Consider the following 25,772-nt stretch of genomic DNA (forward strand, 5'->3'; position numbering starts at 1 on the left):
TTCAATTAGAACAGGAATTCGCTCGGATTCGGACCAAAGCGCTTGTTCTCGTTCAGGCTGTCAATTCGGGCCATATCTTCTGCGGACAGTTCAAAATCGAAAATGTCAGCATTTTCCCGAATCCGATGCTCTTTGATCGACTTCGGAATGACGATGATGCCGTTCTGAATGTCCCAGCGCAGGATGACCTGAGCGATGGTCTTGTTGTACTTCTGGGCGATCTCAGCCAGCACCGGCTGATCCAGGTTGCCCTGCATGAGCGGGCTCCACGCCTCAAGCACAATGTTGTTCTCCTTGGCATACTGCAGCAGTTCCTTCTGGGAAAGCAGCGGATGCAGTTCCACCTGGTTCACCACCGGAACGACGCCGGAATCTTCAATAATATCTTGCAGGTGATGAACATGGAAGTTGCTGACGCCGATAGAACGGACGTAGCCTTCTTGTTGCAGGTGGATCAGCGCCTTCCATGTTTCCTTATATTTATCCTTGCCAGGCCAGTGAATGAGGTACAGATCAATCACATCCAGCCCCAGCTTCTTGCGGCTGGTCTCGAAGGCCTTCAGCGTCTTGTCGTAACCCTGGTCTTCGTTCCACACCTTCGTGGTGATGAACAGCTCATCCCGGGAAACACCGGATTCCCGAATGGCTTGTCCTACGCCTTCTTCATTTCCGTAGATGGCAGCTGTATCGATACTGCGGTATCCGGCAGCAATTGCCGATTTGACGGCATGGATTACCTCTTCTCCCTCTTTGGTTTTCCATACGCCAAGACCCAGCCATGGCATAGCCACCCCGTCATTCAGCGTAGGTCCGGCAGTAAATGGTTGATTGGCCATTCTGAAAATCCCTCCTGGTTTATGTAAATCTCAAGAAAGGCGGCACGAAAGCCGCCTCCTCAAGTATATCAAATTCCTATTATTCCGCTCAAGTTGACATGATATACATTCCAAACCGATACAAGCAAGCCAACACGGCTCCCTGCAGGCTACAGTCTGCGTCTGAATATCCCAAAAGTCAAAAGCCCGCACGCCACCATAAACAGGTACGGTCCTGCCCCGGCTCCCCTGACGGTCTCTCCGAAGAAATCAACCGTCTTGGAATTAACAAACATGGCCGTGAAGATGACGGCTAGAAGGGCAAGTATATATCCGACCAGTTTATTTAATGGCTTGTCACGCAGCACCTGCACAAGCGGATAGATAAAGCACAGAAAAAAGAACACGCCTCCTTGAGCAAAGCCGTTCTCCGTCGCGATCCCAATGTCCAGCCAATTAAAGAACAAGGAAATCAGCGCTATGCCGGACGCAATAAATATGAACTTGCCCCCGAGGTCCCACTCGTTGAATCGAAGCTTCACAAACTACACTCCCCTTGGTATGTCTGTTGCCAACAAGGCGGATGCCTTCCGGCAAAACTTAGGGTTTATTATACCGAAAAGCAGCCGATAAGGATAGACGGATTACAGATCCGCCGTGCTGTTCAGCCACACCGTTTTGCTGGCGGCGCTTTGTCTGCGCCCCGGCTTCGGCTCCATGTCGGGATAGCCAAGGTAGAGGAAGCCCAGCATCTTGTCATCCGGCTGCAGCCCGAATGCCTTGTTCATCAGCTCATGGAAGCAAGGCTCCCCTGTTCTCCATACCGCTGCGAGTCCAAGTGCATGGATTTCAAGCAGCATGTTCTGGATAGCGGCAAACACCGCGCCATATTCCTCCAGCTCAATCACCTTCGGATCCTTCGACGGCTGGACTGCCACACCGATGACAACCGGTGCCCGGTAAGCCTTAATGCGTCCCGACTCCCTAGCGGCCGCGATCGCTGCTTCGCTTGTGTCGCCGGCATTCGCGGCCTGAATATCGCCGAGTGCATTGCCCAGAATATCGCGTCCTTCCCCTTGCATGACATAAAACTTCCAAGGCTCCGTAAGCTTGTGGTTCGGTGCCCATGTTCCGGCTTCCACAATTTGTTCTATCATCTCTTGAGGCACTTGGTCGGGCTTGACTTTACCAATACTCCGACGCGTGCGGATCGCTTCACTAACGTTCATCTTCCGATTCCTCCTCTATGATCATGGTTCCATTGTACTCCTAATTGAGAGTCTATCTCAATTATAACAAATAGATGGAACGACTGCGCTCTCTCGGAGAAAATAACAGACCCTGATTCGATGCCCGCACCGTAAGATTAGATCTTTGTAATAATTGACCCCTTGATAATTAATCTGCTGAATTTCTTACAGCCTAAATTCTGATATCCCGTAATATGTAAGCATGATGATAGACATAATGAACAAGCGATCGTTTACCCCTGCACTTTTCTCTGGATTTTCGTACCATAATCTAGCATAATGAGATTTAACCTTAACCAAGATTAGGAGGAACCCTTATGACTGCGAAACGACTGATCACCCCAGAAGACTTGTATCGGATGCACTGGGTTAACGACCCCGTCGTCTCTCCCGCTAGTGGAGCGATTGCTTATGTACATAAATCGGTCAAGAAGGAGATTGACGGCTATACCTCCCATATTCGCCTGCTTCACCCGGATAACCATAAGGATACTCCTTTCACTTCCGGCGAGAATGACTCCTCGCCTGCCTGGTCCCCAGACGGATCTCAGCTTGCCTTCCTGCGGAAGAAAGGCGACAAGCCACAAGTATGGACGATCCCTGCTGACGGCGGGGAAGCGCGCCCTGTAACCGATCTGAAATACGGCGTCAGCGCTTTTAAATGGTCGCCGGATGGAACGCAGCTGCTCGTCCGAAGCGAGGTATCCGAATCGGATGGCACCGACCAGGACCAGAACACAAGCAACGCGAATAACAGTAACGACAACAACGGAAATAACGGAAACAACGGGAGCAAGAAGCTGCCTGAAGAGGCGATCTACGACCGGATTAAATATAAAGGCGACGGCATCGGCCTGTGGAATGGCCGCCGCGCTCATCTATTTCTTATTAACCTGGCAACGGAAGAAAGCAAGCAGATCACTTCCGGCGAGTTCCAGGTGGGCAGCTTTGACTGGTCGCTTGATGGCTCCAGCGTCGCTTACACTGCCAGTATTTCGTCCGAGCAATATCCGGACCCGGATCTGCGCCTGACGAACGATGCGTTCATCCTGAATGTCCAGGACGGCTCCGTACGCCAGCTGACCGAAGGCACGCATTCCATCTACACGGTTGCTTATACGCCGGACGGACAGTCGCTGCTTATGCTTGCCAGCGATCTCTCCTGCGGATTCGCCACCTTGGCGCGCATTCATCTCATTGCCCTCGCAGACGGACAAGACCAGGTGCTGTACACCGATATGGATGTGCAGCTCGGACATGCTGCGGTCAGTGATATGAGAGCCAGTGCAGGCACGCCTCCACTGTTCAGCAAGGATGGCACATCGGTATACCTCCAGCTTAACCAGGATGGCGGTGTCCACATCGGCCGGTTCGCTCTGGATGGCTCCTCGTATGAGCTTGTGCTCGGCGGCGAACGTGAAATCTATCAGTTCGCCTTGACGCCGGAGGAGAATATTGTGTTTGCGGCGGCTGACCCGCTGCAGCCAGGCGACTTGTTCGCATATAGTGCATCCCTTAAGCAGGAGCAGCGGCTGACCAACTGCAACGAGGAACTGTGGAACGAGCTGAATTTAAGCGAGCCGGAGGTGTTCACGTTCCAGACCGGGGACGGCTGGACGATCCAAGGCTGGATGATGAAACCGACCGAGTTCACGGAGGGCAGCAAGGTGCCGGCCGTACTGGAGATCCACGGCGGTCCTCAAGCGATGTATGCCCATACATTCATGCATGAATTTCAGCTGCTTGCGGCTGCAGGCTATGCGGTAATCTACACCAACCCGCGCGGCGGGCACGGCTATGGGCAGGTTCATGTCAATACCGTACGCGGCGACTACGGTGGCCGGGATTACCATGATCTGATGGAAGCCGTCGATTATGTACTGAACACCTACTCCTTCGTGGACGCTTCACGCCTTGGCGTAACCGGCGGCAGCTACGGCGGCTTCATGACGAACTGGATCGTAGGCCATACCGATCGCTTCAAAGCTGCAGTAACTCAGCGCTCGATCTCGAACTGGATTTCCTTCTATGGGGTCAGCGACATCGGCTACAACTTTACCGAAGACCAAATTTGGGGCAACCCTTGGGACGATCTGGAGAAGTTGTGGAAGCATTCTCCGCTCGCCTACGTCAAGGAAATCAAGACCCCGCTGCTCATCCTGCACGGGGAGCAAGACCTGCGCTGTCCGATCGAGCAGGCCGAGCAGCTATTCACAGCCCTGAAGCGTCTGGGCAAGGACACCCAGCTGATCCGCTTCCCGGGAGCGGACCACAATCTGTCCCGAAGCGGTCATCCATACCTGCGCGTCAGACGTCTCAGCCATATCGTGCGCTGGTTTGTCGAGCATATTGAAAGATAAATAAGGAACTCATGATTTCATATCTATGATTAAAAGCGCCCCTGCCGAAATGTTCACTGGATGCGAGTTACTTGTCCAATGAGCGCGGCAGGGGCTTTGTCTGTTAGATACTTGCCAACTACTTGTCAACTACTTACCAACCTCAAGCCTTGCACCATTATCCCGTTTGATCAGGGAACGCAAAAAAGACAAAACAGAAGGTAAATACGCTGCCCGACCTATTCACTCGAAAGCTAATCTACAATTCAATACATCTCTCCTATTACAGGTTTGCTGTCGGTAGGATTGTTTGTGGATTTTCGCCGGTACCTTGGCATGCTGCTGTGAGGAAGAGGAAGAACAAAAACAAAAACGAATATACCGTAACTTCTACTTCAATCCAATGTCAAACCATCCAACCCTGTCAACACTTGCACTGTTTAACGCGGAAGTATGCGAATAATGTTCCACGAGCGAAATCCGACAGTCATATTCATCCTCCGCCCCCTCTCGTCAAACTATCCTCTCGCTTCCACCCTCTCGCATCCAGCCTTCGCTCAGGCTGCGGCTAAGGCGTTCTCTAAGGGCCGATCCGGCTGACGGGCGATCAGCTGGCAGTAGGAGAGGCCAGGGATCGCGATGCACATCTGCAGCAACTTCTGCCTCATCGACTCCGCCGTTCCGGACACGCGAAGCCAGCGGCGTCCTGTGAATTCATTCAGATACGCCTGCAGATGCTTCCTCCCCAACGCACCATATGTATTCTTCAGCGATACCCACGCCTCTCTTACCACGCTCCGCAAAGGGGCGTACAATCGAAAAGCTTGCGTGGACAACTGGACTTCGGATGCAAGGCGATCCACGTGCTCATCGATGAATGCGGTTAGATCGCGGCGAGAGGCCCTAGTATCGGTTCCTCGGCTCTGCGGCAACAGGCGGATCTTGACCTGCTGCGGTTCACCGGCCTCATCGATCGTACAGCCAGCGACAATTGCTGAGGCATGCGGATGCGAAACCGCACATCGGGAGGGATTGCGGCCGTACTGATCGCTGTTCACCTTCACGTCGCCGTAGAGCAGCTCCTGCGCATCGAAGTGAAGGGCAGCATGGCGAATTTTGTGCAGCATTAACCAGGCGGTCTTGTAAGTGACGTCAATCACTTGACTGAGCCGCAGCGCCGAGATGCCGTCCGGGAGCAAGAACAGATCCAGAGCCATGAACCACTTGAGCAAGGGCAGCCGGGTTCCTTCGAAAATCGTGCCCACCAAAGCCGATGTCTGATGCTTGCACCGTCCGCACTCGAACAATGGAACACGCCGGGAGTTCAGACGACTGCACCCGGTATGGTCACAGCGAGGGCAAACGAAACCGTCTGGCCACTTCATCGCGATCAACGCCTCCATGCAGGCTTCCTCGCTGTGGTAACGGCTGTGGAATGGTTGAAGCACTGTCTCCTCACGAAACTCCATATCTGCTCATCCTCCCGAACTCGAAATTCACGTACATATGTTCGTTTTCTCCTATATTATACCAAACATACGTTCTGTTTTCAACGAAAACCGCCAATTTGTTATCTATTATTTTCCTGCAATCCTTTATATCAATCTGTCCTTACTTGCTCCCTTACTTGCTCCCTTAAATGCCCCTGTTCTCTAGGCTCCTCACGCCCTCTCGTCCTCTTCGCATCCCCCCCTTAACCCTGAACAAAAGGGATAATCATGAAAAGATGTCACAACAGAGTATAGGGCAAGAGTAACGAACAACGAGTGATGAGCCACAGATAGTTGGGACAGGTGATTGGAACGGGCGAACAGCAACGAACAACGGGTACTGGGCAAAGAGCAATTGCAACGAACGGCGGTTAACGGGCGATGGGTAATGGACAACCGGTAATGACAATAAGTAATGACGATAGGCAATGGGCAAGAAAAAAAGACCGCCAGGGCAGCCCTGGCGGCAACAATATATAGGAATAAGAGGAAGGAACTACAATTAGATCATTAAGCAAGTATCCACAACCAATGTATGAATCAAACTTCCGGTGTCCCGTAAGTTTCAAACCAACCTTTGATGGTATCGAAATCCTTAGTGAAGGAAAGCGAGAGCAGAAGCAGTACCCGTGCCTGCTGAGGGCTCAGATTATCACCAGAGATAATCCCTTCACCGCTGCTGTACACACTGCCCGATCCGGTGCGCGTCGTCGATACGAAGATAACGCCCTTCTCAATGGCTTCCCTGCGGGCTGCACTCATGTCTCGCGAGATGCCGCCTGCACCGGTTCCAGCGGTTACGATACCTTGTGCTCCGTCAGCTACAAAGCCTCGAATCGCGCCGCCGCCAGCTTCCTGATAGGAAACGGCGATCTCCACCTTGGCCAGATCCTCTTTGGAGATTTTCGACAAGTCGAAGACCGGTTTACCTTCTCCCTCAGGGAGTGTCACACGTTTTGGAGCGCGATAGATGCGGATGGTCTTCTCATCAACATATCCGATAGCACCCAGCATTGGAGTCTGGAAAGTGTCCATACGGTTAGCATCGGTTTTCGTCACACCGCGAGCAGGATGAATCGTGTCATTCAGCATGAGCACCGTTCCGAACGATTCTGTCCGTCCGCTGGCAGCCAGCTTGATCGCGTTGTACAGATTGGCCTGGGCATCGGAGCCCACCACCGTCCATGGTCTCATGGCGCCTGTAATAACTACCGGTTTGTCGCTCTGAACGGTGAGATCCAGGAAATACGCGATCTCCTCCATCGTGTCCGTGCCTGTCGTGACCACTACGCTGTCATACACTTCGAGCGCTTTGTCAACCGTCAACGATAAGTCGTACAGGTCATTAAACGTATAGGAGCCTGATCCAGCGTTGCCGAATTGGAGCGTGCTGACGTCCGCCATTTTATCCTTGTCCGGAAGCTCATTCACCATGTCTTCAATCGCCAGCGTACCCGCCCTGTAGGTCTGGAAACTGGTAGCATCCGTCGATTGCCCCGCAATCGTTCCGCCGGTGCCAATGACGAGCACGTTTGGACGCTGGGACTGCTTGAAGGCATCCAATAGCGGAGGAATGGTCGTATTCCGAACCGGGCCTGCTGGTGCCGGAGGCGCTACTACGGTTGCTGTTCCCTTCACTTCCGTTACGGTTGCGGCCTGTGCCGTGTAAGCCCCAACAGGGGACACCGAGATCATCAATGCCGCCAAGGCTGCCGTGCTCCATACGGCCAGAGGATGTTTTGTGCTTTTCTTCATGTACGCTCACTCCTTGATGTTATGTAAGTTTTTATTACGCGAAAACCGGTATGAATGTAAATTCATTGTATTTAACGTCAGTTATTATGACAAACTTGACATCAATAAGGGAATCCGCTTTCAAATTAAGAATATTAGAGATATCCCATTATTTTCATTCGTTTTTGAGTATATATAAGAAAAAGTTGGCAATGTCATTCCCAGTAATCTTAGTTTATCTACCGAACCATTATGTTATAAAACATTACATAAATGCGGAGGGCGCTATGGGGATCGCGAGCTTGAGACACACACAAGCCACCTCATGTTACAAAAACACCACCGGGAGCACCCAGTTTCACAAATGAGTGGCACTCTCCGGTGGTGTACGTTATGTTCTTCGATCGTCATAATATGGGAAGGACCCCGACTTGCATCCCGCTATCTCGGGAAGCGTGCTCCAATATCTGTCCCTGCCGGCGTTCCTGCACCTTTCAGGCTGCTGCTGCCGGTCAGCTGCAGGAAGCCGCCAATGACGGGAGCGCCGTTAGCATCGCGGCTGACCGTTGGGATCAGGCTGATAAAATCCGATGCGGTTACCTTCAGGTTTTTGGCATTCTGACTGCCTTTCGTATTGTGCCACCACAGGTTGGAACCGTCGATATCCGTGCTGCTCGCGTACTTGTCGCTTGACGAGGCTTCGAACGATAGGTTATTCGCGAACAGATGCGTGCCTCTGTCAAAAGCGAAATTGCTGCCTGATCGGGTCCCGTTATTCCAGCTCGTATTGTTGGTCATCGTAATCGAACCCGGGTTGCTGTTGTAGGTGAATCCATGCTTCTTGTTGCCAAACGCCATATTGTTCTCGACAATATGGTTGACTGGAATATTCGAGCCGCCCAGCTTGAACCCGTTACCGTCGCTGTTGGAGGTGGAATGGCCGCCTTCGGTCGAACCGTTGTTGTATGCGATGCTGTTGCGGATAATGACAGGGTAGATGGCACCGGTGTCACTCTTGGTGTAAAGGTCCCAACCGTCATCGACATTATAGGCGGCAATGCACCCGTCGAACACGTTGCCTGGACCGGATGTCAGCTTGGCCGCAAAACCGTCGGCGTCCTCTCCGTCGTCCGGGTCATAGTTGTTATGGGAGTAAACATTAATAATTTCGTTGTAACTAGGCCACTCGTCGCGTGTGGCGGAAGAAGAATAGCGGGAAATTTGCAGACCGGTGTCTTTGTTATGATGGGTTTCCACATTTTCGATTCGATTGTAATTGCCACCGATAAATATGCCGTTATCCCCGGCCTCCTTAACCTCAATTCCTTGAACATGCCAATAGTGGCCGTTAATCTGGAGACCGCGGTTCATCGGATCGAACGCTTGGGCTGAGAAGTCCAGAACAGGCTTTTCACCGTTGTAGCCTACAATGCGTTTACGCGCTCCTTCCAGTCCGTTGTTGCCACGCTCGATCAACACCGTCTCGCTGAAGGCATAGGTGCCGCCGCGCATATAGATGGTCCGTCCGGGCTGAATGCGCGTAATGGCGGATGTCAGCGTGGTCGGTTGATTCAGGGTGCCGGGGTTACCCTCCTGTCCGTTCGGTGCCACAATAAGATCGCCTTCTGCAGGCTCTGGTGCCGGACCGGGATCCTGTGGATGACCCGGGTTAGGATTCGTGCCCGGATCAGGACTGCCAGGGTCTGGGTCTGGGTCTGGACCTGTACCTGGATCTGTTCCCGGATCGGGGGTGCCTGGGCTTGGTCCCGGCCCCGGATCTGTGCCTGGATTGCTGCCGCTATACACGTACAGATTATCGATGTATTGACCGATTGTCGGACTGTTCTGGGAATAGATCTTCAGGCGCTGCACCTGAGCTGCGGAGGTCGAAGCAAAGTTAGCCTGTTCCAGCTTCAGCTCACCGTTAACGTACGTATCAACCTTTTTAGTATCGGTATTCATCACGATATTGAAGCGGTACCATGTGTCCGGGGCAAAGTCGGTAACAAGCAGATGATGTGTACCGTTAACGGTTTGGGCTAGATGCCGTCCGCCGTCACGGGTCTGAATTTCGACGATCGTAGTTGAAGAGGACTCGGAAGCAGAGGAGAAAATCTTCATCGGACGAAGCGAGCTAGCACGCGCGTTTCCTTCGTGGTACCAATCAAATTGTACGGTTACCATGCCTGTGAGCGGCTGTTCCAGTTGGCGAATGAGCTGAGTTTGAGCAGAAGAAGAGCGATCCTCGATGTAAAGCGCGTGACCGCTGCGCTGGGGAGCAGCTGCTACCGTCACTTGATTGTGGGCGGTGGAAGGGCTTGGAGAGACGATATAGCCGCTTGGCGGCTGTCCGACAGGTTCGGAATCGAAATCGTCCTGCACTGCGTAGAGAATGTCAGCGCTTACATAATTCGTCGAGCCAAAGGCAGTCCAGGATCCCGTCTGAATTAGCAACAACAAACACAATAGCAGGGACAGCATCGTCACTTTCGGCCTTTTCCTTGTTCTTGGACAAGGGGGGTTACCTTCTGTCTTTAGCATCAGCATACCATCATCATCCTCCCGAACTTATAATATTGCACGCTCACCTCTTCCTACCGAGTATCATTACTTCATGTTATCGATGAAAGCGCCCCTTAAATTTACATAAATACCAGGATAACCACAATAATCATTATCTTAGATATTCTAAATTTTAAGCCGTTCAGGAACTGTGAGCAGCAACTTTACGTCCCAAATCCCCTTCTGCGCTTCGTCTACCGAGCTGGTCCAAAGAGGTATGGAATCTTTTCGGTGAGGCTTAGCGAAATAAAAAAAAGGGGCGGTTAATCCGCCCCGGCTGGGTACTCCATTGCATTCTCTTCGGTCTTCCAGTAGGTCATGATCTGGTCTTCGACGACATGATGCACATAAAACTCCTTGGCCACATCCCCGTCGAGCATGACCATGAGCTGAGCCCGCATCTGTCCGCTCGTCAGGCCCTCGATATCTACAGCGTTCACCTCGGAATCAAACCGGTACCCTTCCTCCGCAAAGTCATATCTCCATGCTGTGAAGCCCGGAAGCTTCTCAACAGCCGACGGTTCACCGAACATCGCTTGAATTTCAGCTGCTGGCTTGCCCAGAATCGGCTGCTCCTTCAGCGAATCGGCTGTGTACATGCCGGCATCATCATTTGAATTCTCCGGCACAGGTGTCCCGGCGTCCTCCGTTCCCGCTGTTTCCTTATCGCTTCCTTCCGAGTTGCCTTCCTTTGCTGGACCGTTATCGTCAGCTCCGTCCTCCGGCTCCGCCACTGCCGGATCATCGACTTCCCCACGCTCCGACTCTGGCAGCGTGATATCGATTCCCTGCTCGCCTCCTGGACCTCCAACCTCTTCAGCAGGCGCTTTGCCTTCCCCGCTGCAGCCACCCAATACCAATGCGCCGATCATGGCGATCACAATCCCAATTCCAATTCGTCTGTTCATATGGTTATGCTCCCTTCCATTCACCTTGTTTTATCGTAACACGTTCCCTGTCAATGTTCACTCATTTACTCTGATACTCTCCGACATTTACCTTGGTTACTGTGGCGGCGCTGAACCCGTAATATAAAACTCCTTCATCATATGATAAAATCTCGCTCCGTAACCTTCCGAAGCTTCAAGGAAATAATGCTGCTTCACGATGAAGCTGCCTCCCTGCTCGTTATCAAACACATAGTAACGGATCACCGGATCATCCCATTCCTGTCCGCCGCTGCCGCCAATGGCGCGCACTTCCCATCCCTGGACAGGCTCTTCAATCGATTGAGCCTCCAGTTTAGGATAATCCTTGAGCTCAGCCTGAAGCTGCTCAGCCACAGCTTGAGGGGCTTCATTCCGCTGGCTGATCTCCATGTACACTTCCGGATAGCGATCATCCTCCGGCTTCTCCTTCGGCTCGATCCGGTCTATCCCGTCTCCATGAATCATCTGGAACCAGCTTTCGTCAATGTAGACGACATAGTCACTGTTTGCCCCTTCATACAGCGAATTCTCGCTGCTCTCCGGCATTCCTTCTATTTCCTGCTGCACCTCCTTCTGAGGAGCGAACCACGCCTTCACCTGATCGAACCACGCCTGGACCGGCGCGCTCTGAAAATTCAGACCGACCCATATGGACGCCGCCACCGCCGTCGTCAGCAGAAGGAGTCCTGCACGTTTGCCAGCACGGGAGCGTCCGCGGCCCCTCCGTGTTCCGCGTGCTCTGAATGTTGGCTCCTTCGAGCCGGGAACGGCCGACTCCTTGCTATTCGCCTGACCATCCATCCGCTCTTCTTCAATGCGTCCCTTGATCGCTGTCCAAATTTCCTCTTTGTAGCGAAGGGCATCCTCTGTCCCTTTTTCCAAATCGTCTTTCAGCTGCTTGTCAATGTGTTCACGAGCCATGAAACTCCCCTCCTCTATTCAATACCCATTCCTTCAGCTTCTTCCTCGCCTGAAACAGCCTTGACTTCACCGTGTTCACATTCAGATCCATCAGCTCGGCGATATCCTTCTCCGCCAGGTCATTCAAGTATTTCAGGATGACGGGAATGCGATGCTTGTCATCCAGCTGCTGAACCATTTCATACACCTCGCCGTGGCGATCAAACTCGTAAGTGTCCGTCTCCGAAGGAAGATCCTTTTCCTCCGAAATTTCCGAGGGCACCATTCTGGCCTGCTTCTTTAAATAACGATTGCACTCATTATAGAGAATCCGATAAAACCAAGGCTCAAACGGTCTGTCCAGATCATAGGAGCCCAAATTGCGGTATACCCGGATAAACGTCTCCTGCACAACATCCGCGGCACTCGCCGCACTGCCGGTAATCGCTGCTGCCGTACGGATCGCACGATCCGCATACAGCCGGTATAGCTGTTCAAACAACTCATCACTGTATTCCTGTTGTAATCGTACGATAAGGTCGTGTTCCAACCGTGCTGCCTCCTTTCCAATTGGCCAATCACTTACAATACCCGGCATGGAAACGAAAAGTTTTAATTTATTTTATTTTCTCATATTGTGGGGGCCATGCAAAAATTGGCTGGTGAAAAGCAGCCCCCGCGATCTAGCAGCACGAGCTCCTTGTCATGTGCCCCCTGCCTGCAGCAGCGCGGAACGGCTGCCAACAACAAAAAGGCGCCTTCTCCCGGGTGGTAGACCCGGCGAAGACGCCTTGCACATGCTTGCTCATAGGCTATTTCACGCTTGTTATTTCGACTCTGTCTTTACTTCATCCATCATTTTATCGTTAAAGCCGAACATCCAGGTAAGGACAAAGGCCACCGCCATCGCGGTCAGATTGCATAGGATGTAAATCGGCAGCTGGCTGTTCAGATACAGCAGTGTGCCTGGAATCACCGTAATCGCCATGCCGGTCGCCGCCAGGTTGAAGATCGAGGCCATGAAGCCCCCGATGCCTCCGCCGATGAGACCCATAATGAACGGCTTCACATAGCGCAGATTCACCCCGAATATCGCAGGCTCCGATATGCCGAGAAATGCGGAGAACGAGGATGGCAGTGATAATGCTTTCAGCTTCTTGTTTCTCGTTTTCATGCCGACAGCCAGACAAGCTGCGCCCTGTGCCGCCATAGCACTGGTGACAATGGCATTAAACGGATTGCGCCCTGTCTGCTCCAGCAGCTGGATTTCCAGGAAATTAAAGATATGATGAACTCCCGTTACAACAATGATCTGATTAAAGAAGCCGATCAACAGTCCCGCGATACCAAACGGAAGATCAAGGAGGTAGATGATCGCACTCAGAATGACATCTTCAAGCGAATGGAAGATCGGACCGATCGCGAACAGACCGAGCAGGATCATGACCAGTAATGTGACAAACGGAGTAACAATCAAATCGATCGCATCAGGAATGCGCTTTCTTAGGAAGCGTTCGAACTTCGCTCCGAGCAGCCCCATGAAGAACGCGGGCAACACCGACCCCTGATAGCCAACCACCGGGATAAAACCAAACATGATCAGTGCTTCTTCAGACCCGTTGGCTACGTTGTAGGCATTGGGCAAGGCCGGATTGACAAGCATCAGGCCAAGCACGATGCCCAGCACCGGGCTGCCCCCGAACACTCTGAAAGTTGACCAGGCCACCAGGGCAGGCAAAAACGCAAATGCCGTGTCCGTCAGCACCTGGGTGAACATGAGAAAGTTGGCCGAAATATCGTCCGGCGCCATCCCGAACCAGTCGAGCACCGTCTCCTGGGTCAGCAGCCCTCGAAGTCCCATGAACAGTCCCGTCGCCACCAATACCGGAATGATCGGGACGAACACGTCACCAAACGTGCGGATCGCGCGCTGAAACACGTTGCCTGATTTTTTGGCCTCGGATTTCAGCGCTTCGGTACTGGTGCTCTCCAGCCCGAGTTTCTCCACAGCTTCAAAGATTTGATTGACGGTACCGGTACCGAAGATGATCTGATACTGACCGGCGTTGAAAAAAGCCCCTTTTACCTTGTCGATATTCTCAACCTTCTTCTGGTCGATCTTCTGCTGATCGTGAACCATAATACGAAGCCGGGTTGCACAATGCGCGAAAGAGGCGATATTCTCCCTGCCGCCGATGGCTTCAATGACCTGTTTAGCAATCTCCTGGTTGCTTGCTGCCATGCTCATTCATTCCCTTCCATATCATTTACGGCCTGCGCCACGTCCCATTGGACGACCTTCAGACGGGCACTGCCGTTATTGGCAAAAAAGCGAATTTCTGTACTGTCCGGATGTGGAAAGATCCGGCTTGTAAACACCTCTTCCCCATCATTCACAAACAGTTCCACCGAGGAGGTGTCCACAAACAGATGGAGCTTGAGGCGCTTCGCCTCCAGCCTGCATGAGCGGGTCGAGCCGTGCGTGCTGTCAATCATCGCCCCGGCCTCCGAACGGTCAAGCGTTAACGTTCGCCGGACCGTGTCATAATGAATGACGGTCCGCTCCGCCCCCGCCGCCCGGAATTCGATTCCTACTGCTTCCGCATCGATCTCATCGAACTCGCCTATAAGCTCAAATGCAGTGCCGCTGACACCTGCATAAGACTTTTTCTCATTGGTTATAGTGTCCTGAACCTCACGCTGCTCTCTTCTCAGCTTACCCAGCTCCTCAACCGGCTGCTGCACCAGCTTGCCGCCTCGAAGCTCCAGCGTTCTCGGAATGGTCAGGCAATGTGCCCAGCCATGCGCATCCGTCGGATAACCGATCTCCGCCTGCCCCAACCAGCCGACGAGAATGCGGCGTCCTCGTTCATCCACCATGGTCTGCGGCGCATAGAAATCAAAGCCCCTGTCCAACTCCTGAAAGGCGCCATGCTCAAACGCCAGCGTCTCCCGGTCCAGCGGCTGACCTGTCAGGTAGCCGGATTGATAAATATTTCTGAACTGTTCTCCTTCTGGCGCAATGCCCTGCGGACAGAACAGCAGGACTCCCTGACCATCCAGTTCAAAATAATCCGGACATTCCCACATGTAGCCAAAATGCTTCAGCTTCGTCTGGATCTCCCCGACGAACTGCCATTCCAGAAGATCCAGAGACTCATACATTACGGCAGTTCCCGTAGCGTCCACCCGCTGAGCACCGATCACGCACCGATACCTATCCTTATCCTTCCACACCTTCGGATCGCGAAAGTGCTCGGTGTACCCCTCCGGCACATGGTCAATGAGCGGCTCGGCCAGCTTGGTCACTGTCCCATTCGCATCCATCACAGCCATGCACTGATAGGAGCGCCTGTTCCAGTTCCGGTCCCTGGCATTGCCCGTGTACATCAGATACAGCTGGTCATCCTTTACGATGCCGCTTCCTGAATAAGCCCCATACTGATCATACGGCTCCTTCGGCTCGATGGCGATGCCGGCATTGCGCCAGAAGACCAGGTCCTTCGATGCCGTGTGGTACCAATATTTAAGCCCGTGGTAGGCGCCCAGCGGGAACCATTGATAGAACAGGTGATACTCACCTGCGTAATAAGCAAATCCGTTCGGGTCGTTCAATAGGCCGGTAATCGGCTGAATGTGATACGTCTGCCTCCAGACGCTATCCCTCACCTTCTTCCTCAAGTCCGATATTTCTTCGGGAGAAGCCTGTTCCAGGCGGCGGTATTTCTGTTCTCTGTTCATATCCTTCTCCTTACTGAATGAGTTGTGGCGGCACGAAACACCAACGATGAAACAGCTAAAACAACACCTTGGTTGGAACCGGTTCCAGTGAATAGTAAAAATAATGAACACAGTTCCAAAGAGGCGTTTCACCATATTGGAACCGGTTCCGTTTGATTAGAGTATAAAGGATGTTATTTCCGATTGTCAACGCTTTCCCGCTCCATAAATTCATAGGACAATACGGTAAGCGGATCAACATGCTCCTCCTGGACCAGCTTGATGACATGCCGGGCCGCCAGACGGCCCGCCGCTGCATAGCCATATTTGATGGTGGTCAGACCGGGATGAATGACTTCGGTCACATCGTAACCCCCGAAGCCTGTAACCGAGATATCCTCCGGAATCCGGATTCCCCGCATATGGGCTGCCTTCATCACCCCAAGGGCAATGTTGTCGGTTGCGCATACGATCGCTGAAGGCTGCCGGTCACGGCTGCCCAGAATGTCAGAGGCCGCTTCGACCGCTGCCGACATTCGAAACCCGCTCTCATAAAAGTCGGCCGAAGCCCCCCCATGCTCCTTGAGCGCCTGTTGAAATCCAAGCTTGCGCTGGACTCCTACGGCCACGTCCTTCTCGGTTACTCCTAAATATGCGATATCCCGGTGCCCTTTGGCTAAAATATACCGGCCAATATCATATCCCGCCGCGAAATCATCATAAATAATGCTGTGGACATCCTGATGCTGTTGACCGAGTAGAATAACGGGGATTCCGATTTCCTCAATCGCCGTCAGGTGAGACGTTGTGATCTGTGTAGCAAATAAGACGATCCCTGATATTTTCTGCCTGGCGAGGTCATATAATGCCTCGATCTCCCGTGACAGATCCTGGCTCGTGTTGATAATAAGCAGCTGGTAGCCGCTCTCCCGCAGCGCTTCGTCCATGCCGGTCACCGTCTGGGATGAAGCGAAGGAATCAAGCCGGGGCACCACCGCACCAATCATGCTGGTCTTCTTCGCTTTCAAGCTCTGGGCAAAGGAGTTCGGGATATATCCCGTTTCCTTGATGACATGCTCGATTTTCCGCCGGGTTGCCTCGCTGACCGAACCGCCGTTCAAGTAGCGCGACACCGTGCTTTTGGCCACACCCGCGATTTTTGCAATATCTGAAATGGTATTCTTCATATTATCCTCCGTGAACCTTATCCAAGGCCTGTCCTGCCTGAAGGACGGGACATCTTATCTGCAAGGCAGCACACTCATCCGATCCTCACTTGCATTCTAAATATAACATGCAGGCAGGTTAGCAGGAAACCAAGGACCTGATCCGTCCGTACCGGACCAGGTCCCATCGCTTAATAGGTTACACACCCGCAGCTGCAACCGGTTCTCCCGGCTTCTTCACGGCATCTGCCGGAACAGCTCCGTCCGGATTCTCTGCCTTCCGCAAGTACTTCTGACCGCGCCAACGAAGATATGACAGCGCGCCACGCAAGTATTCGTCAGCAATCATACAGGAGTAGATGCCGATCAGTCCCCAGCCCAGCCGGATGCCCAGCACATAGGACAGGACCGTCGCCACAATCCACATCGAGCCGAGCGAGATATACATCGTGAACCGGGTGTCGCCCACTGCGTTCAGCGAGTTGCCAAGCGCCATGTTGATCATTTTGCCCGGCTGCAGAATCAGATTCATCCCGAGCAGGGATGCGCCAAGCGCAATAATCGCCGGGTCACTCGAGAACAGACCGAGCAGCTGTTTGCCGAACACATACAGAATGAACGCGTTCACGACGACATAGATTAGCCCGAACCCCAGCGCCCGGTAAGCACTCCGGTATGCTTCGCGGATGCGGCCTTCCCCGTACAGATGCGCAATCTGAATCTGGGCAGCCATAGCAATCGAGGAGCCAAGCAGGAAGCAGAACGACTCCAGCGTGTTCATATAGGTTCTTGCCGCCAGCTCCGTCGCTCCAAGAGTCGCGATGAAGGCGTAAATGATCAGCTGCGAGAACACCCAGCAGGACAGATTGACGCCAAGCGGCCAGCCAATTCTCAGAATTTCGCCGAACAGCGGGCGATCAAAGACTTTGAATTCACGCCATTTGATCCGGTATTCAAACGACCGCAGGAACATGTATATCAGCAGCAGCACCGCCAGCAAACGGCTGGCCACCGTAGAGATCGCCACACCCGCCAGTCCCCACTCCGGGAACCCGAACGCACCAAAAATAAACCCGTAGTTCATAATCACATGAATGATGTTCATGCCAATCGCCACATACATCGGCCCGCGCGTATTGCCCGTGTTGCGAATGACCGTGCTCAGCGTGGACATCATGGCAACCAGTACCATGCCCCCGCCGACGATGGAAATATACGTTCCTGCCAGCGGCAGCAGATGCTCCGGCATTTGCAGGACCGAAGCAATCGATTCGGGCATGACATGCAAAACGACGCTGCATGCAATCCCGATGATCGTTGTCGAGCTAACCGCCATAATCGCGATGATTCGTGCATCGCCAGACTTGCGGGAGCCGAGCTTCTGGGCGATCAGGATGCCCGCACCGCTGGCCACCGTCACGAACAGGGTCGTCATCGCCTGAAACAGCTGGTTGGAGAATCCGACCACGGCCACCGCATCATCCGATATCCGGCTGACCATCAATGTATCAACTGCCCCCAGCAGAAACTGCAGGAACAGCTCAATAAATATGGGCCATGCGAGTACCCATAACGTGAATTTTTTAGTATCTTTATCCAACATTCCAACCTCCAGTGAAGTATAGAGCAATTCTGTCTGACTTGGGCCAAACCGCGTTTAGCCTTAACACATTATAGATGGTATACTGGAGATAAAATATCAGTTTACGAACGTAAATTTTAAATATTCAAACCTCGAATTTACGAAAGGGCTTTCTTTTTATGACACTGCTGAACTTCCGGGTTCCCCCGCTTCCGGAATACATTCATAGCGGGATGACCCATGCTCCCATCGGAGCCGGACATCCGAATCGCATCAATATCGGCATCTTCGATCTTCTTGTTGTGAGAAGAGGACAGCTGGACGTCACCGAGAATGGCCGTCCGTATGAGATCAAGCCGGGCATGTTCCTTATTTTGCGGCCGGATACCCACCATTACGGGACCCGAGGATGTGTGGTGGATACCGATTATTACTGGCTCCACTTTCAAACTTCAGGCGAGTGGAGCGCGGACGAGTCCGGCACACTCCTAAGGAAGGAAGAGATTACGGAGCTCAAGGCAATGACGCCTAACTATTTCACGATCAAAATCCCGCTGTTCGGCACCCTGCCCCAGCCTGCGAAAGCGCTGGAACTGCTGGCCGCACTGTCCTCGCTCGCCCAGCATGGCCATCAGCCGAAGTCGCTGTGGCGGCAGCAGGTCGTTTTTCAGGAGCTGATCGAGCAGCTGGCCGCGGCGCTTGACACGCCCGCCGCCTCTCCTTCATCGGCCTGCGCGGAGAAGGCTGCCGCTTATTTGCGCCAGCATTACCGGGAGGACTTCAAAGCTCAGAGGCTCGGGGACAGCATCAATTTTCACCCGGTCTATATCGCCAGATGCATGCAGAAGGAATTCGGCTGCTCCCCTGTCGAATATTTGCAGCGCTACCGGATCGAACAGGCGAAAATGCTGCTGCTGCAAACCGACATGAGCATCAGCCGTGTTGCGGAAGAGGTCGGCTTCAATCACGCGGCCTACTTTACATCCTCTTTTGCCAAGATCGAAGGGATTTCCCCGCGCCAGTATCGACAGCGTTTCTTTATGAAATAATGCGTTCGGCTAAATAATCCTACAAAAAAACTTGCATTTGACCGGGAAGTCGTTATAATGAAGGTAGTTATATGATAATGATTATCATTACCGGACAAGTGAGAAAGCACTGAGAACGTGCCCCCTTGACTGCGAGTTTATATAAAAGGAGAGCCGGATGCCCGATGAAAACCACTTTTAAGCGTAGTTCTCTGCAGATTGACGATTACCTGGACCTGTTGAATCTGGCGATTCAGCTTGGCGATGAGAAATGGCAGAAGGAAATCACCCGCAAAATGACGATGAACCTGTCCTGCATGGAGTCCGCCGCTACAGCTGGGCAATAAGATAGAGACTTGTCGTTTGACGAAAGATACGTTTACTCCACTATGCAGCGCGTGCCTCTCAGGCACGCGTTTTCTATTGGGCCTTAGCGTTAGCCAGCCGTGCAGTCGGTGCAGTCATGCGGTCGCTGGAGTCCATGCAGGCCATGCAGTCGTGCGGTCGACGGGGTTCATGCAGACCGTGCAGTCATGCGGTCGATGGGGTCCATGCGGGCCCCGTGCAATCGTGCGGTCGTGGCCGAAGCACGGACTCGCTTTACCGTGGGCTTAGCATCATTATCCCCTTTGATCAGGCAGCTACCTTCCTGAACAAAAGGGATAATGATGCTAGGGAGGTACGGAAAGGCAACAAACACGCATCAAGATGGCAAAAAGCAGCCCCCCAATGAAGAGAGGACTGCTTCTTCTCCATACTATTTAAGGCGTGGGTGTGTGTGCCGCAAGGCTCCTTCCTTTGCTTTCCTTCCCAGAACATCAACATGGTTCCCAAGGCCTGATAAGCTGCAGGGGAATGTCCTAGCTGCAGTCCGAATCGCTGTTCAAGCTCGCTTCGATCTGCAGCTTCAACCGGTACTCATGCGGGGAAATGCCCTCCAGCTCCTTGAACACGCGGGAGAATTGCTTGGAATTCTCGAAGCCGACCGCCTTGCCGATATCCATCGTCTTCATCGATTCTTTCTCCAGCAGCTCCTTGGCCTTAGCGATTCGCAGCTTCTTCAGGTAGACCACAAAGTTCTCCCCTGTATGATTCTTGAACGCCTCGCTGAAATACGAATAATTCAAAGATACATGATTGCTCACCATCGCCATATTGAGCGGCTTATGGTAGTTTTCCTCCATGAAGGTTATCGCCGCTTTAATCTCCGAATGCTCGCTGTGGGCGGTGCGAACGCCTTTAATGTAATCATTCACCCCCAGCAGCAGAAACTCCAGATTGCGATAGTAGTCATGGAAATGACGGAAGTTGTCCATCGTGCCGACTCTGCGGTACAGCTTGAGCACCTCGACCAGCGACTCCCCATACTTGCGGAACACCTCGTCAAATACTTGTTCATTGATCCGCCGGCTCACCCGCTCCAAATACTCGATGTCCACATTCGGCATATCCTCTATGTGAAAAATTTCCGACAGCAGAACCTTCAGATCGCGCTCTCGCTCCGTGCCCAGCAGGTTGCCCAATCTGCGTATTCCCTCTTCCGGCACCGGATAGCTGCGGCGCTGCCCCTCAATGTCCTTATGCTTCATCAGCCGGATATTCGGATAGATAAACGTATAGCTCAGCGCTGTAAACGCCTCTCTGTAACATTTCCGAATGTCCGTATACTCCCGTCCTTCCCTGCTGATCCCCAGGAACAGTCCGTCCAGCTCTCTTACTGCAAACGTCCGGGACAACTCCTCGAACATCTCCATGGAGCTGCCAACCATGACAACTCTTCCGGCTCCGTTATGAAAACAAGCATTTACCTTGCCTAGCGATCCGTCATGCAGGTTCTCCACCAACTGCTTCAATTCATCCCGATTCATAACAGTGCCATCCATATACTTGTATTTCATCACGGCGACCCAGAACGGCTTCGTAAAGGCATCGAATCCAATCGCTCCCTCACCGTTCTCCTCATTCATCTCCTGACCTTCCGGAAGCTCCAGCAGCTCTTTCAGACGCTCGATTCGAAGCTGCTGCAGATACATTTCGCTTTCCGCCACTTTCTTGGTCATATCCGCCTGTCGGCTCAGCGCTTCCTCCGACTTTCGGAGAGCGGCAAACAGCTCATCCCTCCGGATCGGCTTCAGCAAATAATCCTTGACTTGATACTGGATTGCAGCCTTCGCATACTCAAAATCATCATATCCGCTCAGAATAATCACAATCGGCCTTATCCCTCGCCCGCTTCCGCTCTCCATATCAGCCAGGGACTTAATCAGCTCGATTCCGTCCATCACAGGCATACGAATATCCGTTATGACAATATCTGCCGCATGTTCCTGGTAAATCCCCACAGCCTCTCGTCCATGAGCGGCCATACGGATATCATACATGTCCGGAAATTCTCTTTCGATCATCGTCTTCAGTCCGTACCGGATATTACGCTCGTCATCCACGATCATCAGACTTCTCATCTATTATGCCCCCTCTTGAAATTAACACCTTTGGAAACGTGATGGTGACCATGGTGTACTGCCCTTCCTCGCTGCTTACGTCAAGACCGTATTCTTTGCCATAAAAGAGCTGGATACGCTGATGAACATTTCGCAGACCTATGCCCTCTGTCCGTTGATCACTGCGGGCATATCCCGCCTGCGGCAGCTCATGAAACTCCGACATCCGGATATTCTCGTTCAGGCGGCCAAGCCGATACGGCTCAATTCCGATCCCGTTATCGGTCACATATATGGTGATCTCATCCTCCTGCCAGGCCACGACCTCGATCTTAATCTTGCGCTCTCCGTCCTCAATACCTGGCCATGCATGCTTCACTGCGTTTTCCACGATCGGTTGCAGCGACATCTTCAGCATTTCCAGCTCCATGAACTCTGATGGAATGCACAGCTCGAGCCGGATCGGCTCGTCGAAACGGATGTTCATCACATCAATATAATTGCGTATATGCTGGATCTCATCCTTCAGCTTGACGTACTCACCTGACCATTTAAAGTTATAGCGCATCATCCCTCCAAGGGAAGTCAATGCATCTGATATCGTCCGCTGACCCTCGATCTCCGCCAGCATCTTAATATTTTCTAGTGTATTATACAGAAAATGAGAGTCGATTTGGCTATGAAGCGTGCGCAGCTCCGCTTCCTTAGTCACAGCCTGCTTGCGAACGCCCTGGGCGATCAGCTCGTGAATGGTATGGATCAGCTTGTTGAAATGATGGGCCAGCTCCCCGATTTCTCCGCCGCCGCGAATATCGATTCGGGATTCCACCTCACCCCTTCTGACACGCTTCATCGTCTCCGTTAATCGACGCAGATTTTTCAGAATAAACGTATTCATGAAATACGTAATGACTGAGAGCACACCGATCAGAATGACAAATGCGGTAATAATCTGCTTCTGCGCCCCGGACACCTGATCAAGCGCCCCCTCCAAAGACACCACGTTGAGCACATCCGCCTGAAGACGTTCAAGAGACGTGGTGATCAGCAGATACGGTTCTCCCTCCACCACAAACCGGGTATGGACGATATCCTTGCGCTCCTCGTTCTCCTCGGCCTGCTCCTTCAACATGGCTAATTGTGACAATACTTCCTGCTGAAGCGCTTCATTATTCGCCATAAACGACTGGTTGCGGTCCATGAACAACCGGCCCTCCCGGTCCACAATCGCCATCTGAGAGCCCTCATCGTAGATGCCAGCGAACATTTTCGGAGCAAAATGCATCATAAGCATATCAACCTGGAGAATACCGGAGTACGCCCCGATGTCCATCTCGCGAATGAGCGATACTTTCGGCCGCTCCTCGAACACGTCGGTTGCATTCCGGCGCAGCAGATCCGGGTCCCGATGATTGAACACCCACATCTCTCGCCCATCCAGCTTCTTGGCATCGGCATACCACTGCTCCTGAATAATGCGCCGCTCCTGAAAAATCACCGGCCAGATCTCCATCACAAACGGATTGTTCGTATGCAGTCGCAAATGCAAAATATTCGGATTATTTGTCTGGATTCGCTCGATATCCTTGATCGGCCCTCGTGCCAGATCAATCAGGCCAGCCGGTTCAAGCTCGTCATCGGTCTTCAGGTATTCCTTGATGGCCGAATCTGAAACCGCTAGCAGCGCCGCCACTTCCATCGCTTCAATCTGGCTTAGCATATTGATTTTTTCCATTTCCAGCAGAAACGAATTCTGATTCAGCGCATCGCTGATATACGTGTCCTGAATCTGGGTAAAGAAGTAATTCGACACGATGATGCTAGGAATCAAAAGAATGACAATATACGTGGCCACCAGGCGGCTTTGCATCGATCTGCGCCCGAACCAATATCGAAAATCTTCAACCATTGACGCTATACGATTCATGACGGGTCACTTCCTGTTGTTTCTTGGACTTCTACCGGCAAGTAAGACCCGCCGATACGTGATAACATCACTATCATAGCTCTTCACGCGGCAAAAGGCACCCCTTATCCGATTTTATTCGGACACGAGGTACCTTGCAGCCGTTAATTTCCTATTGCATTCCCACGGGGAGAGGGATTACTGAAGGAATTCCTCCAGCTTCTGCACATTCTCTTCATACTTCTTCTGTCTATATTCTTGTACCTTGGCGTAGCCCAGGGAATCGCGCTTCGCCAGGAAGTCACCCCAGATCTTATCAAACTCAGCCTCGGATGAAGCGAGCAGCAGTTTCGGCAGCGCCTTGCCCCACTCGATCAGCACTTTATCATTGATAATTCCCTCTTCACTGCTGCCATCTGGATCAATCAGGTCGAATTGGGAGAAGCTTTGCGCTTTGCCGCGTGTCCAGTCTTCCATCTGCTTGAACGGCTCTACGGCAGGCGGAGCCCAATCTACAGTCATGTTGTTGTCCATCATCATCCAGAACGTGTGGGATGCGCCATATTCCTTGTCAAAAGTGCTGCGGTCGCTGTTCAGCAGCTCGGCAATCTCAGGCAGGAACTGATCCTTGCCGTCGATGGTATCCCAAGTTACGCCTTTTTTACCCAGGTACGTGTCACGTTGTCCTTCTTCCGAGATCAGGTAGCTCAAGAAGCGGATGGCACGTGCCTTATCCTTAACATCCTTGGAGATCAGCGTTACGGTCCAGCCGGAGATCGAAGGACCCGACAGCGTTGGTTGATCCAGGTTGGAGTTAGCCGGACCGTCTACAGCAATATATACGGAATTCGGGTCATTAGCATACAGAACGTTCTGCTGAGCTGCCATGTCGCTGCGCTGGAACAGCATAGCGAAGTAGCGGCCTTGAGCGATCTTCTCTTCCATCTGCGGACGCTTATCTACGAAAATGTCTTTGGACAGCAGTCCTTTTTCATTCGCTTGACGGAGCGTCTTCAGCCATTTCACATAATCTGGGTGAGTAATGCGATCGAACAGCTGGCCGTTCTCATCATAAGGGATGGCCAGGAAGTTTTGCAGGTAACCTTCGAGCGAGCTGTTTCCTTTATCATGGAAGTCATGCAGACCAAGCGGAATCAGCGGCTGACCGTTAACCTCTGGGAACATCTTCTTGGCATCCTCAAGCGCTTTCAAAAATCCTTCCGGTGTGCGCATATCCGGGCTGCCAATCGCCTCGTACATGTCCTTGCGGACAAGGAACGTCTGGTTGGACGTAATATTGTCGCCAAATTTCTCGTAATCCTTCGGCGAGGAGGAAGCATTCGGATAGCCGTAAATGTTGCCGTCCTCCTGCGTATACCAGGATACCTTCGCCGGATCTGTTGCTTTGAAGAAGTAAGGGTCATACTGCTCGGCCAGCTCGTTCAGTGGCAATACCAGATCCCCTTCAATCATCTTCTTAACCGCGTCCTCATACCAGCCGAGGGTAATAAAGTCAGGCAGGCTGCCGGATGCAATCATCGTATTCATCTTCTCGGCTTCATTACCAGCCGGTACGATGAAGTTAATGTTGACGCCCGTCTTCTCCGTCACGTATTGGGAAGTGATGTCCTCACCCCATTTGCTAGGGAACCAGGCGAAGTTAATATACCAGTCAAATGTAATCGGTGAAGTGTCGACTTGCCAGCCCGGCTGATCTTCAGTCAGCTGTACGTCGTTTGCCGGCGCTTCTGGCTCTTTCTCGGAAGCGGTTGTGCCGCCACCCGACGAACATGCCGTCGTAAAGGCCATCACAAGCGCAAACATCAACAACAGAAGGCTTTTTGGCTTAAGCATCTTGCTCATGTTTTTTCCCCTTTTCTTGTATTAAAATTATTATTTATATCATGTCA

At 52.4% G+C, this 25,772-nt stretch carries 18 protein-coding genes and 1 pseudogene; 3 read left to right on the forward strand and 16 right to left on the reverse strand.

Annotation, left to right across the window (positions count from 1 at the left end):
- Nucleotides 1-5 precede the first annotated feature (5 nt).
- The 3 genes from MKX64_RS07620 to MKX64_RS07630 all read right to left on the reverse strand — a co-directional run bounded on the left by MKX64_RS07620 (nucleotide 6) and on the right by MKX64_RS07630 (nucleotide 2,044).
- Complete coding sequence (locus MKX64_RS07620) at nucleotides 6-836, reverse strand: aldo/keto reductase (RefSeq protein WP_095264557.1); 831 nt, start codon at nucleotides 834-836, stop codon at nucleotides 6-8.
- Nucleotides 837-985: 149 nt separating this feature from the next.
- A complete protein-coding gene (locus MKX64_RS07625) occupies nucleotides 986-1,357 on the reverse strand; it encodes a hypothetical protein (protein WP_095264556.1) in 372 nt (123 codons plus the stop codon).
- Between the two features lie 102 nt (nucleotides 1,358-1,459).
- Complete coding sequence (locus MKX64_RS07630; RefSeq protein ID WP_155617586.1) at nucleotides 1,460-2,044, reverse strand: nitroreductase family protein; 585 nt, start codon at nucleotides 2,042-2,044, stop codon at nucleotides 1,460-1,462.
- A gap of 338 nt (nucleotides 2,045-2,382) precedes the next feature.
- On the opposite strand from MKX64_RS07630, the gene MKX64_RS07635 reads away from it, so the two are divergent.
- Nucleotides 2,383-4,425 carry an alpha/beta hydrolase family protein gene (locus MKX64_RS07635; RefSeq protein ID WP_095399045.1) on the forward strand — a complete coding sequence of 681 codons (2,043 nt, stop codon included), beginning with the start codon at nucleotides 2,383-2,385 and terminating at the stop codon, nucleotides 4,423-4,425.
- A gap of 536 nt (nucleotides 4,426-4,961) precedes the next feature.
- Here the strand turns inward: MKX64_RS07635 and MKX64_RS07640 are convergent.
- From MKX64_RS07640 to MKX64_RS07685, 10 genes and pseudogenes are all read right to left on the reverse strand, one after another.
- A complete protein-coding gene (locus tag MKX64_RS07640; protein WP_155617585.1) occupies nucleotides 4,962-5,873 on the reverse strand; it encodes a transposase in 912 nt (303 codons plus the stop codon).
- Between the two features lie 561 nt (nucleotides 5,874-6,434).
- Nucleotides 6,435-7,649 carry an asparaginase gene (locus tag MKX64_RS07645; protein WP_095264547.1) on the reverse strand — a complete coding sequence of 405 codons (1,215 nt, stop codon included), beginning with the start codon at nucleotides 7,647-7,649 and terminating at the stop codon, nucleotides 6,435-6,437.
- Between the two features lie 420 nt (nucleotides 7,650-8,069).
- Nucleotides 8,070-9,257 (reverse strand): annotated as a pseudogene (locus MKX64_RS07650) (right-handed parallel beta-helix repeat-containing protein); the annotation flags it as partial.
- 1,196 nt (nucleotides 9,258-10,453) lie between these two features.
- Nucleotides 10,454-11,098, reverse strand: a complete 645-nt coding sequence (locus MKX64_RS07655; RefSeq protein ID WP_095399231.1) for a hypothetical protein — start codon at nucleotides 11,096-11,098, stop codon at nucleotides 10,454-10,456.
- Between the two features lie 96 nt (nucleotides 11,099-11,194).
- Nucleotides 11,195-12,040, reverse strand: a complete 846-nt coding sequence (locus MKX64_RS07660) for a hypothetical protein (protein WP_095399230.1) — start codon at nucleotides 12,038-12,040, stop codon at nucleotides 11,195-11,197.
- Complete coding sequence (locus MKX64_RS07665) at nucleotides 12,030-12,569, reverse strand: RNA polymerase sigma factor (RefSeq protein ID WP_095399229.1); 540 nt, start codon at nucleotides 12,567-12,569, stop codon at nucleotides 12,030-12,032. Before MKX64_RS07665 ends, MKX64_RS07660 begins: the two co-directional genes overlap by 11 nt.
- Nucleotides 12,570-12,845: 276 nt before the next feature.
- The gene (locus MKX64_RS07670) at nucleotides 12,846-14,267 is read right to left on the reverse strand and encodes a sucrose-specific PTS transporter subunit IIBC (protein WP_341035615.1); all 1,422 of its coding nucleotides are present in this window, start codon (nucleotides 14,265-14,267) and stop codon (nucleotides 12,846-12,848) included.
- Nucleotides 14,264-15,760, reverse strand: coding sequence for a glycoside hydrolase family 32 protein (locus MKX64_RS07675; protein ID WP_341035616.1), 1,497 nt, complete (start codon nucleotides 15,758-15,760; stop codon nucleotides 14,264-14,266). Before MKX64_RS07675 ends, MKX64_RS07670 begins: the two co-directional genes overlap by 4 nt.
- Nucleotides 15,761-15,933: 173 nt before the next feature.
- A complete protein-coding gene (locus tag MKX64_RS07680; protein ID WP_095264540.1) occupies nucleotides 15,934-16,926 on the reverse strand; it encodes a LacI family DNA-binding transcriptional regulator in 993 nt (330 codons plus the stop codon).
- 178 nt (nucleotides 16,927-17,104) lie between these two features.
- Nucleotides 17,105-18,508 carry an MATE family efflux transporter gene (locus MKX64_RS07685; RefSeq protein ID WP_341035617.1) on the reverse strand — a complete coding sequence of 468 codons (1,404 nt, stop codon included), beginning with the start codon at nucleotides 18,506-18,508 and terminating at the stop codon, nucleotides 17,105-17,107.
- 158 nt (nucleotides 18,509-18,666) lie between these two features.
- Between MKX64_RS07685 and MKX64_RS07690 the strand changes: the two genes are divergently transcribed.
- Together MKX64_RS07690 and MKX64_RS07695 are read left to right on the forward strand one after the other, a co-directional pair.
- Nucleotides 18,667-19,536 carry a helix-turn-helix transcriptional regulator gene (locus tag MKX64_RS07690; RefSeq protein WP_095264538.1) on the forward strand — a complete coding sequence of 290 codons (870 nt, stop codon included), beginning with the start codon at nucleotides 18,667-18,669 and terminating at the stop codon, nucleotides 19,534-19,536.
- A gap of 164 nt (nucleotides 19,537-19,700) precedes the next feature.
- Nucleotides 19,701-19,862, forward strand: coding sequence for a hypothetical protein (locus tag MKX64_RS07695; RefSeq protein ID WP_176475643.1), 162 nt, complete (start codon nucleotides 19,701-19,703; stop codon nucleotides 19,860-19,862).
- A 513-nt stretch (nucleotides 19,863-20,375) separates the two neighbouring features.
- On the opposite strand, the gene MKX64_RS07700 is transcribed toward MKX64_RS07695, so the two are convergent.
- The 3 genes from MKX64_RS07700 to MKX64_RS07710 form a co-directional block, all read right to left on the reverse strand.
- Entirely contained in the window at nucleotides 20,376-21,977 is a 1,602-nt protein-coding gene (locus MKX64_RS07700) for a response regulator (RefSeq protein WP_095399228.1), read from the reverse strand.
- Nucleotides 21,952-23,883, reverse strand: coding sequence for a sensor histidine kinase (locus MKX64_RS07705; protein WP_095399227.1), 1,932 nt, complete (start codon nucleotides 23,881-23,883; stop codon nucleotides 21,952-21,954). Before MKX64_RS07705 ends, MKX64_RS07700 begins: the two co-directional genes overlap by 26 nt.
- A 177-nt stretch (nucleotides 23,884-24,060) precedes the next feature.
- Nucleotides 24,061-25,725, reverse strand: a complete 1,665-nt coding sequence (locus MKX64_RS07710; RefSeq protein ID WP_176475642.1) for an extracellular solute-binding protein — start codon at nucleotides 25,723-25,725, stop codon at nucleotides 24,061-24,063.
- Between the last annotated feature and the right edge of the window lie 47 nt (nucleotides 25,726-25,772).

Source organism: Paenibacillus sp. FSL M8-0334 (assembly GCF_038000405.1).
Classification (GTDB): Bacteria; Bacillota; Bacilli; order Paenibacillales; family Paenibacillaceae; genus Paenibacillus_AQ; species Paenibacillus_AQ campinasensis.

What these genes read in the sequence shown, in the direction of transcription:
- MKX64_RS07660 (WP_095399230.1), bottom strand. Translation starts at nt 12,040, where the DNA reads ATGGCTCGTGAACACATTGACAAGCAGCTGAAAGACGATTTGGAAAAA.
- MKX64_RS07675 (WP_341035616.1), bottom strand. Translation starts at nt 15,760, where the DNA reads ATGAACAGAGAACAGAAATACCGCCGCCTGGAACAGGCTTCTCCCGAA.
- MKX64_RS07630 (WP_155617586.1), bottom strand. Translation starts at nt 2,044, where the DNA reads ATGAACGTTAGTGAAGCGATCCGCACGCGTCGGAGTATTGGTAAAGTC.
- MKX64_RS07680 (WP_095264540.1), bottom strand. Translation starts at nt 16,926, where the DNA reads ATGAAGAATACCATTTCAGATATTGCAAAAATCGCGGGTGTGGCCAAA.
- MKX64_RS07620 (WP_095264557.1), bottom strand. Translation starts at nt 836, where the DNA reads ATGGCCAATCAACCATTTACTGCCGGACCTACGCTGAATGACGGGGTG.
- MKX64_RS07685 (WP_341035617.1), bottom strand. Translation starts at nt 18,508, where the DNA reads ATGTTGGATAAAGATACTAAAAAATTCACGTTATGGGTACTCGCATGG.
- MKX64_RS07670 (WP_341035615.1), bottom strand. Translation starts at nt 14,267, where the DNA reads ATGAGCATGGCAGCAAGCAACCAGGAGATTGCTAAACAGGTCATTGAA.
- MKX64_RS07695 (WP_176475643.1), top strand. Translation starts at nt 19,701, where the DNA reads ATGAAAACCACTTTTAAGCGTAGTTCTCTGCAGATTGACGATTACCTG.
- MKX64_RS07645 (WP_095264547.1), bottom strand. Translation starts at nt 7,649, where the DNA reads ATGAAGAAAAGCACAAAACATCCTCTGGCCGTATGGAGCACGGCAGCC.
- MKX64_RS07635 (WP_095399045.1), top strand. Translation starts at nt 2,383, where the DNA reads ATGACTGCGAAACGACTGATCACCCCAGAAGACTTGTATCGGATGCAC.
- MKX64_RS07710 (WP_176475642.1), bottom strand. Translation starts at nt 25,725, where the DNA reads ATGAGCAAGATGCTTAAGCCAAAAAGCCTTCTGTTGTTGATGTTTGCG.
- MKX64_RS07640 (WP_155617585.1), bottom strand. Translation starts at nt 5,873, where the DNA reads ATGGAGTTTCGTGAGGAGACAGTGCTTCAACCATTCCACAGCCGTTAC.
- MKX64_RS07700 (WP_095399228.1), bottom strand. Translation starts at nt 21,977, where the DNA reads ATGAGAAGTCTGATGATCGTGGATGACGAGCGTAATATCCGGTACGGA.
- MKX64_RS07655 (WP_095399231.1), bottom strand. Translation starts at nt 11,098, where the DNA reads ATGAACAGACGAATTGGAATTGGGATTGTGATCGCCATGATCGGCGCA.
- MKX64_RS07690 (WP_095264538.1), top strand. Translation starts at nt 18,667, where the DNA reads ATGACACTGCTGAACTTCCGGGTTCCCCCGCTTCCGGAATACATTCAT.
- MKX64_RS07705 (WP_095399227.1), bottom strand. Translation starts at nt 23,883, where the DNA reads ATGAATCGTATAGCGTCAATGGTTGAAGATTTTCGATATTGGTTCGGG.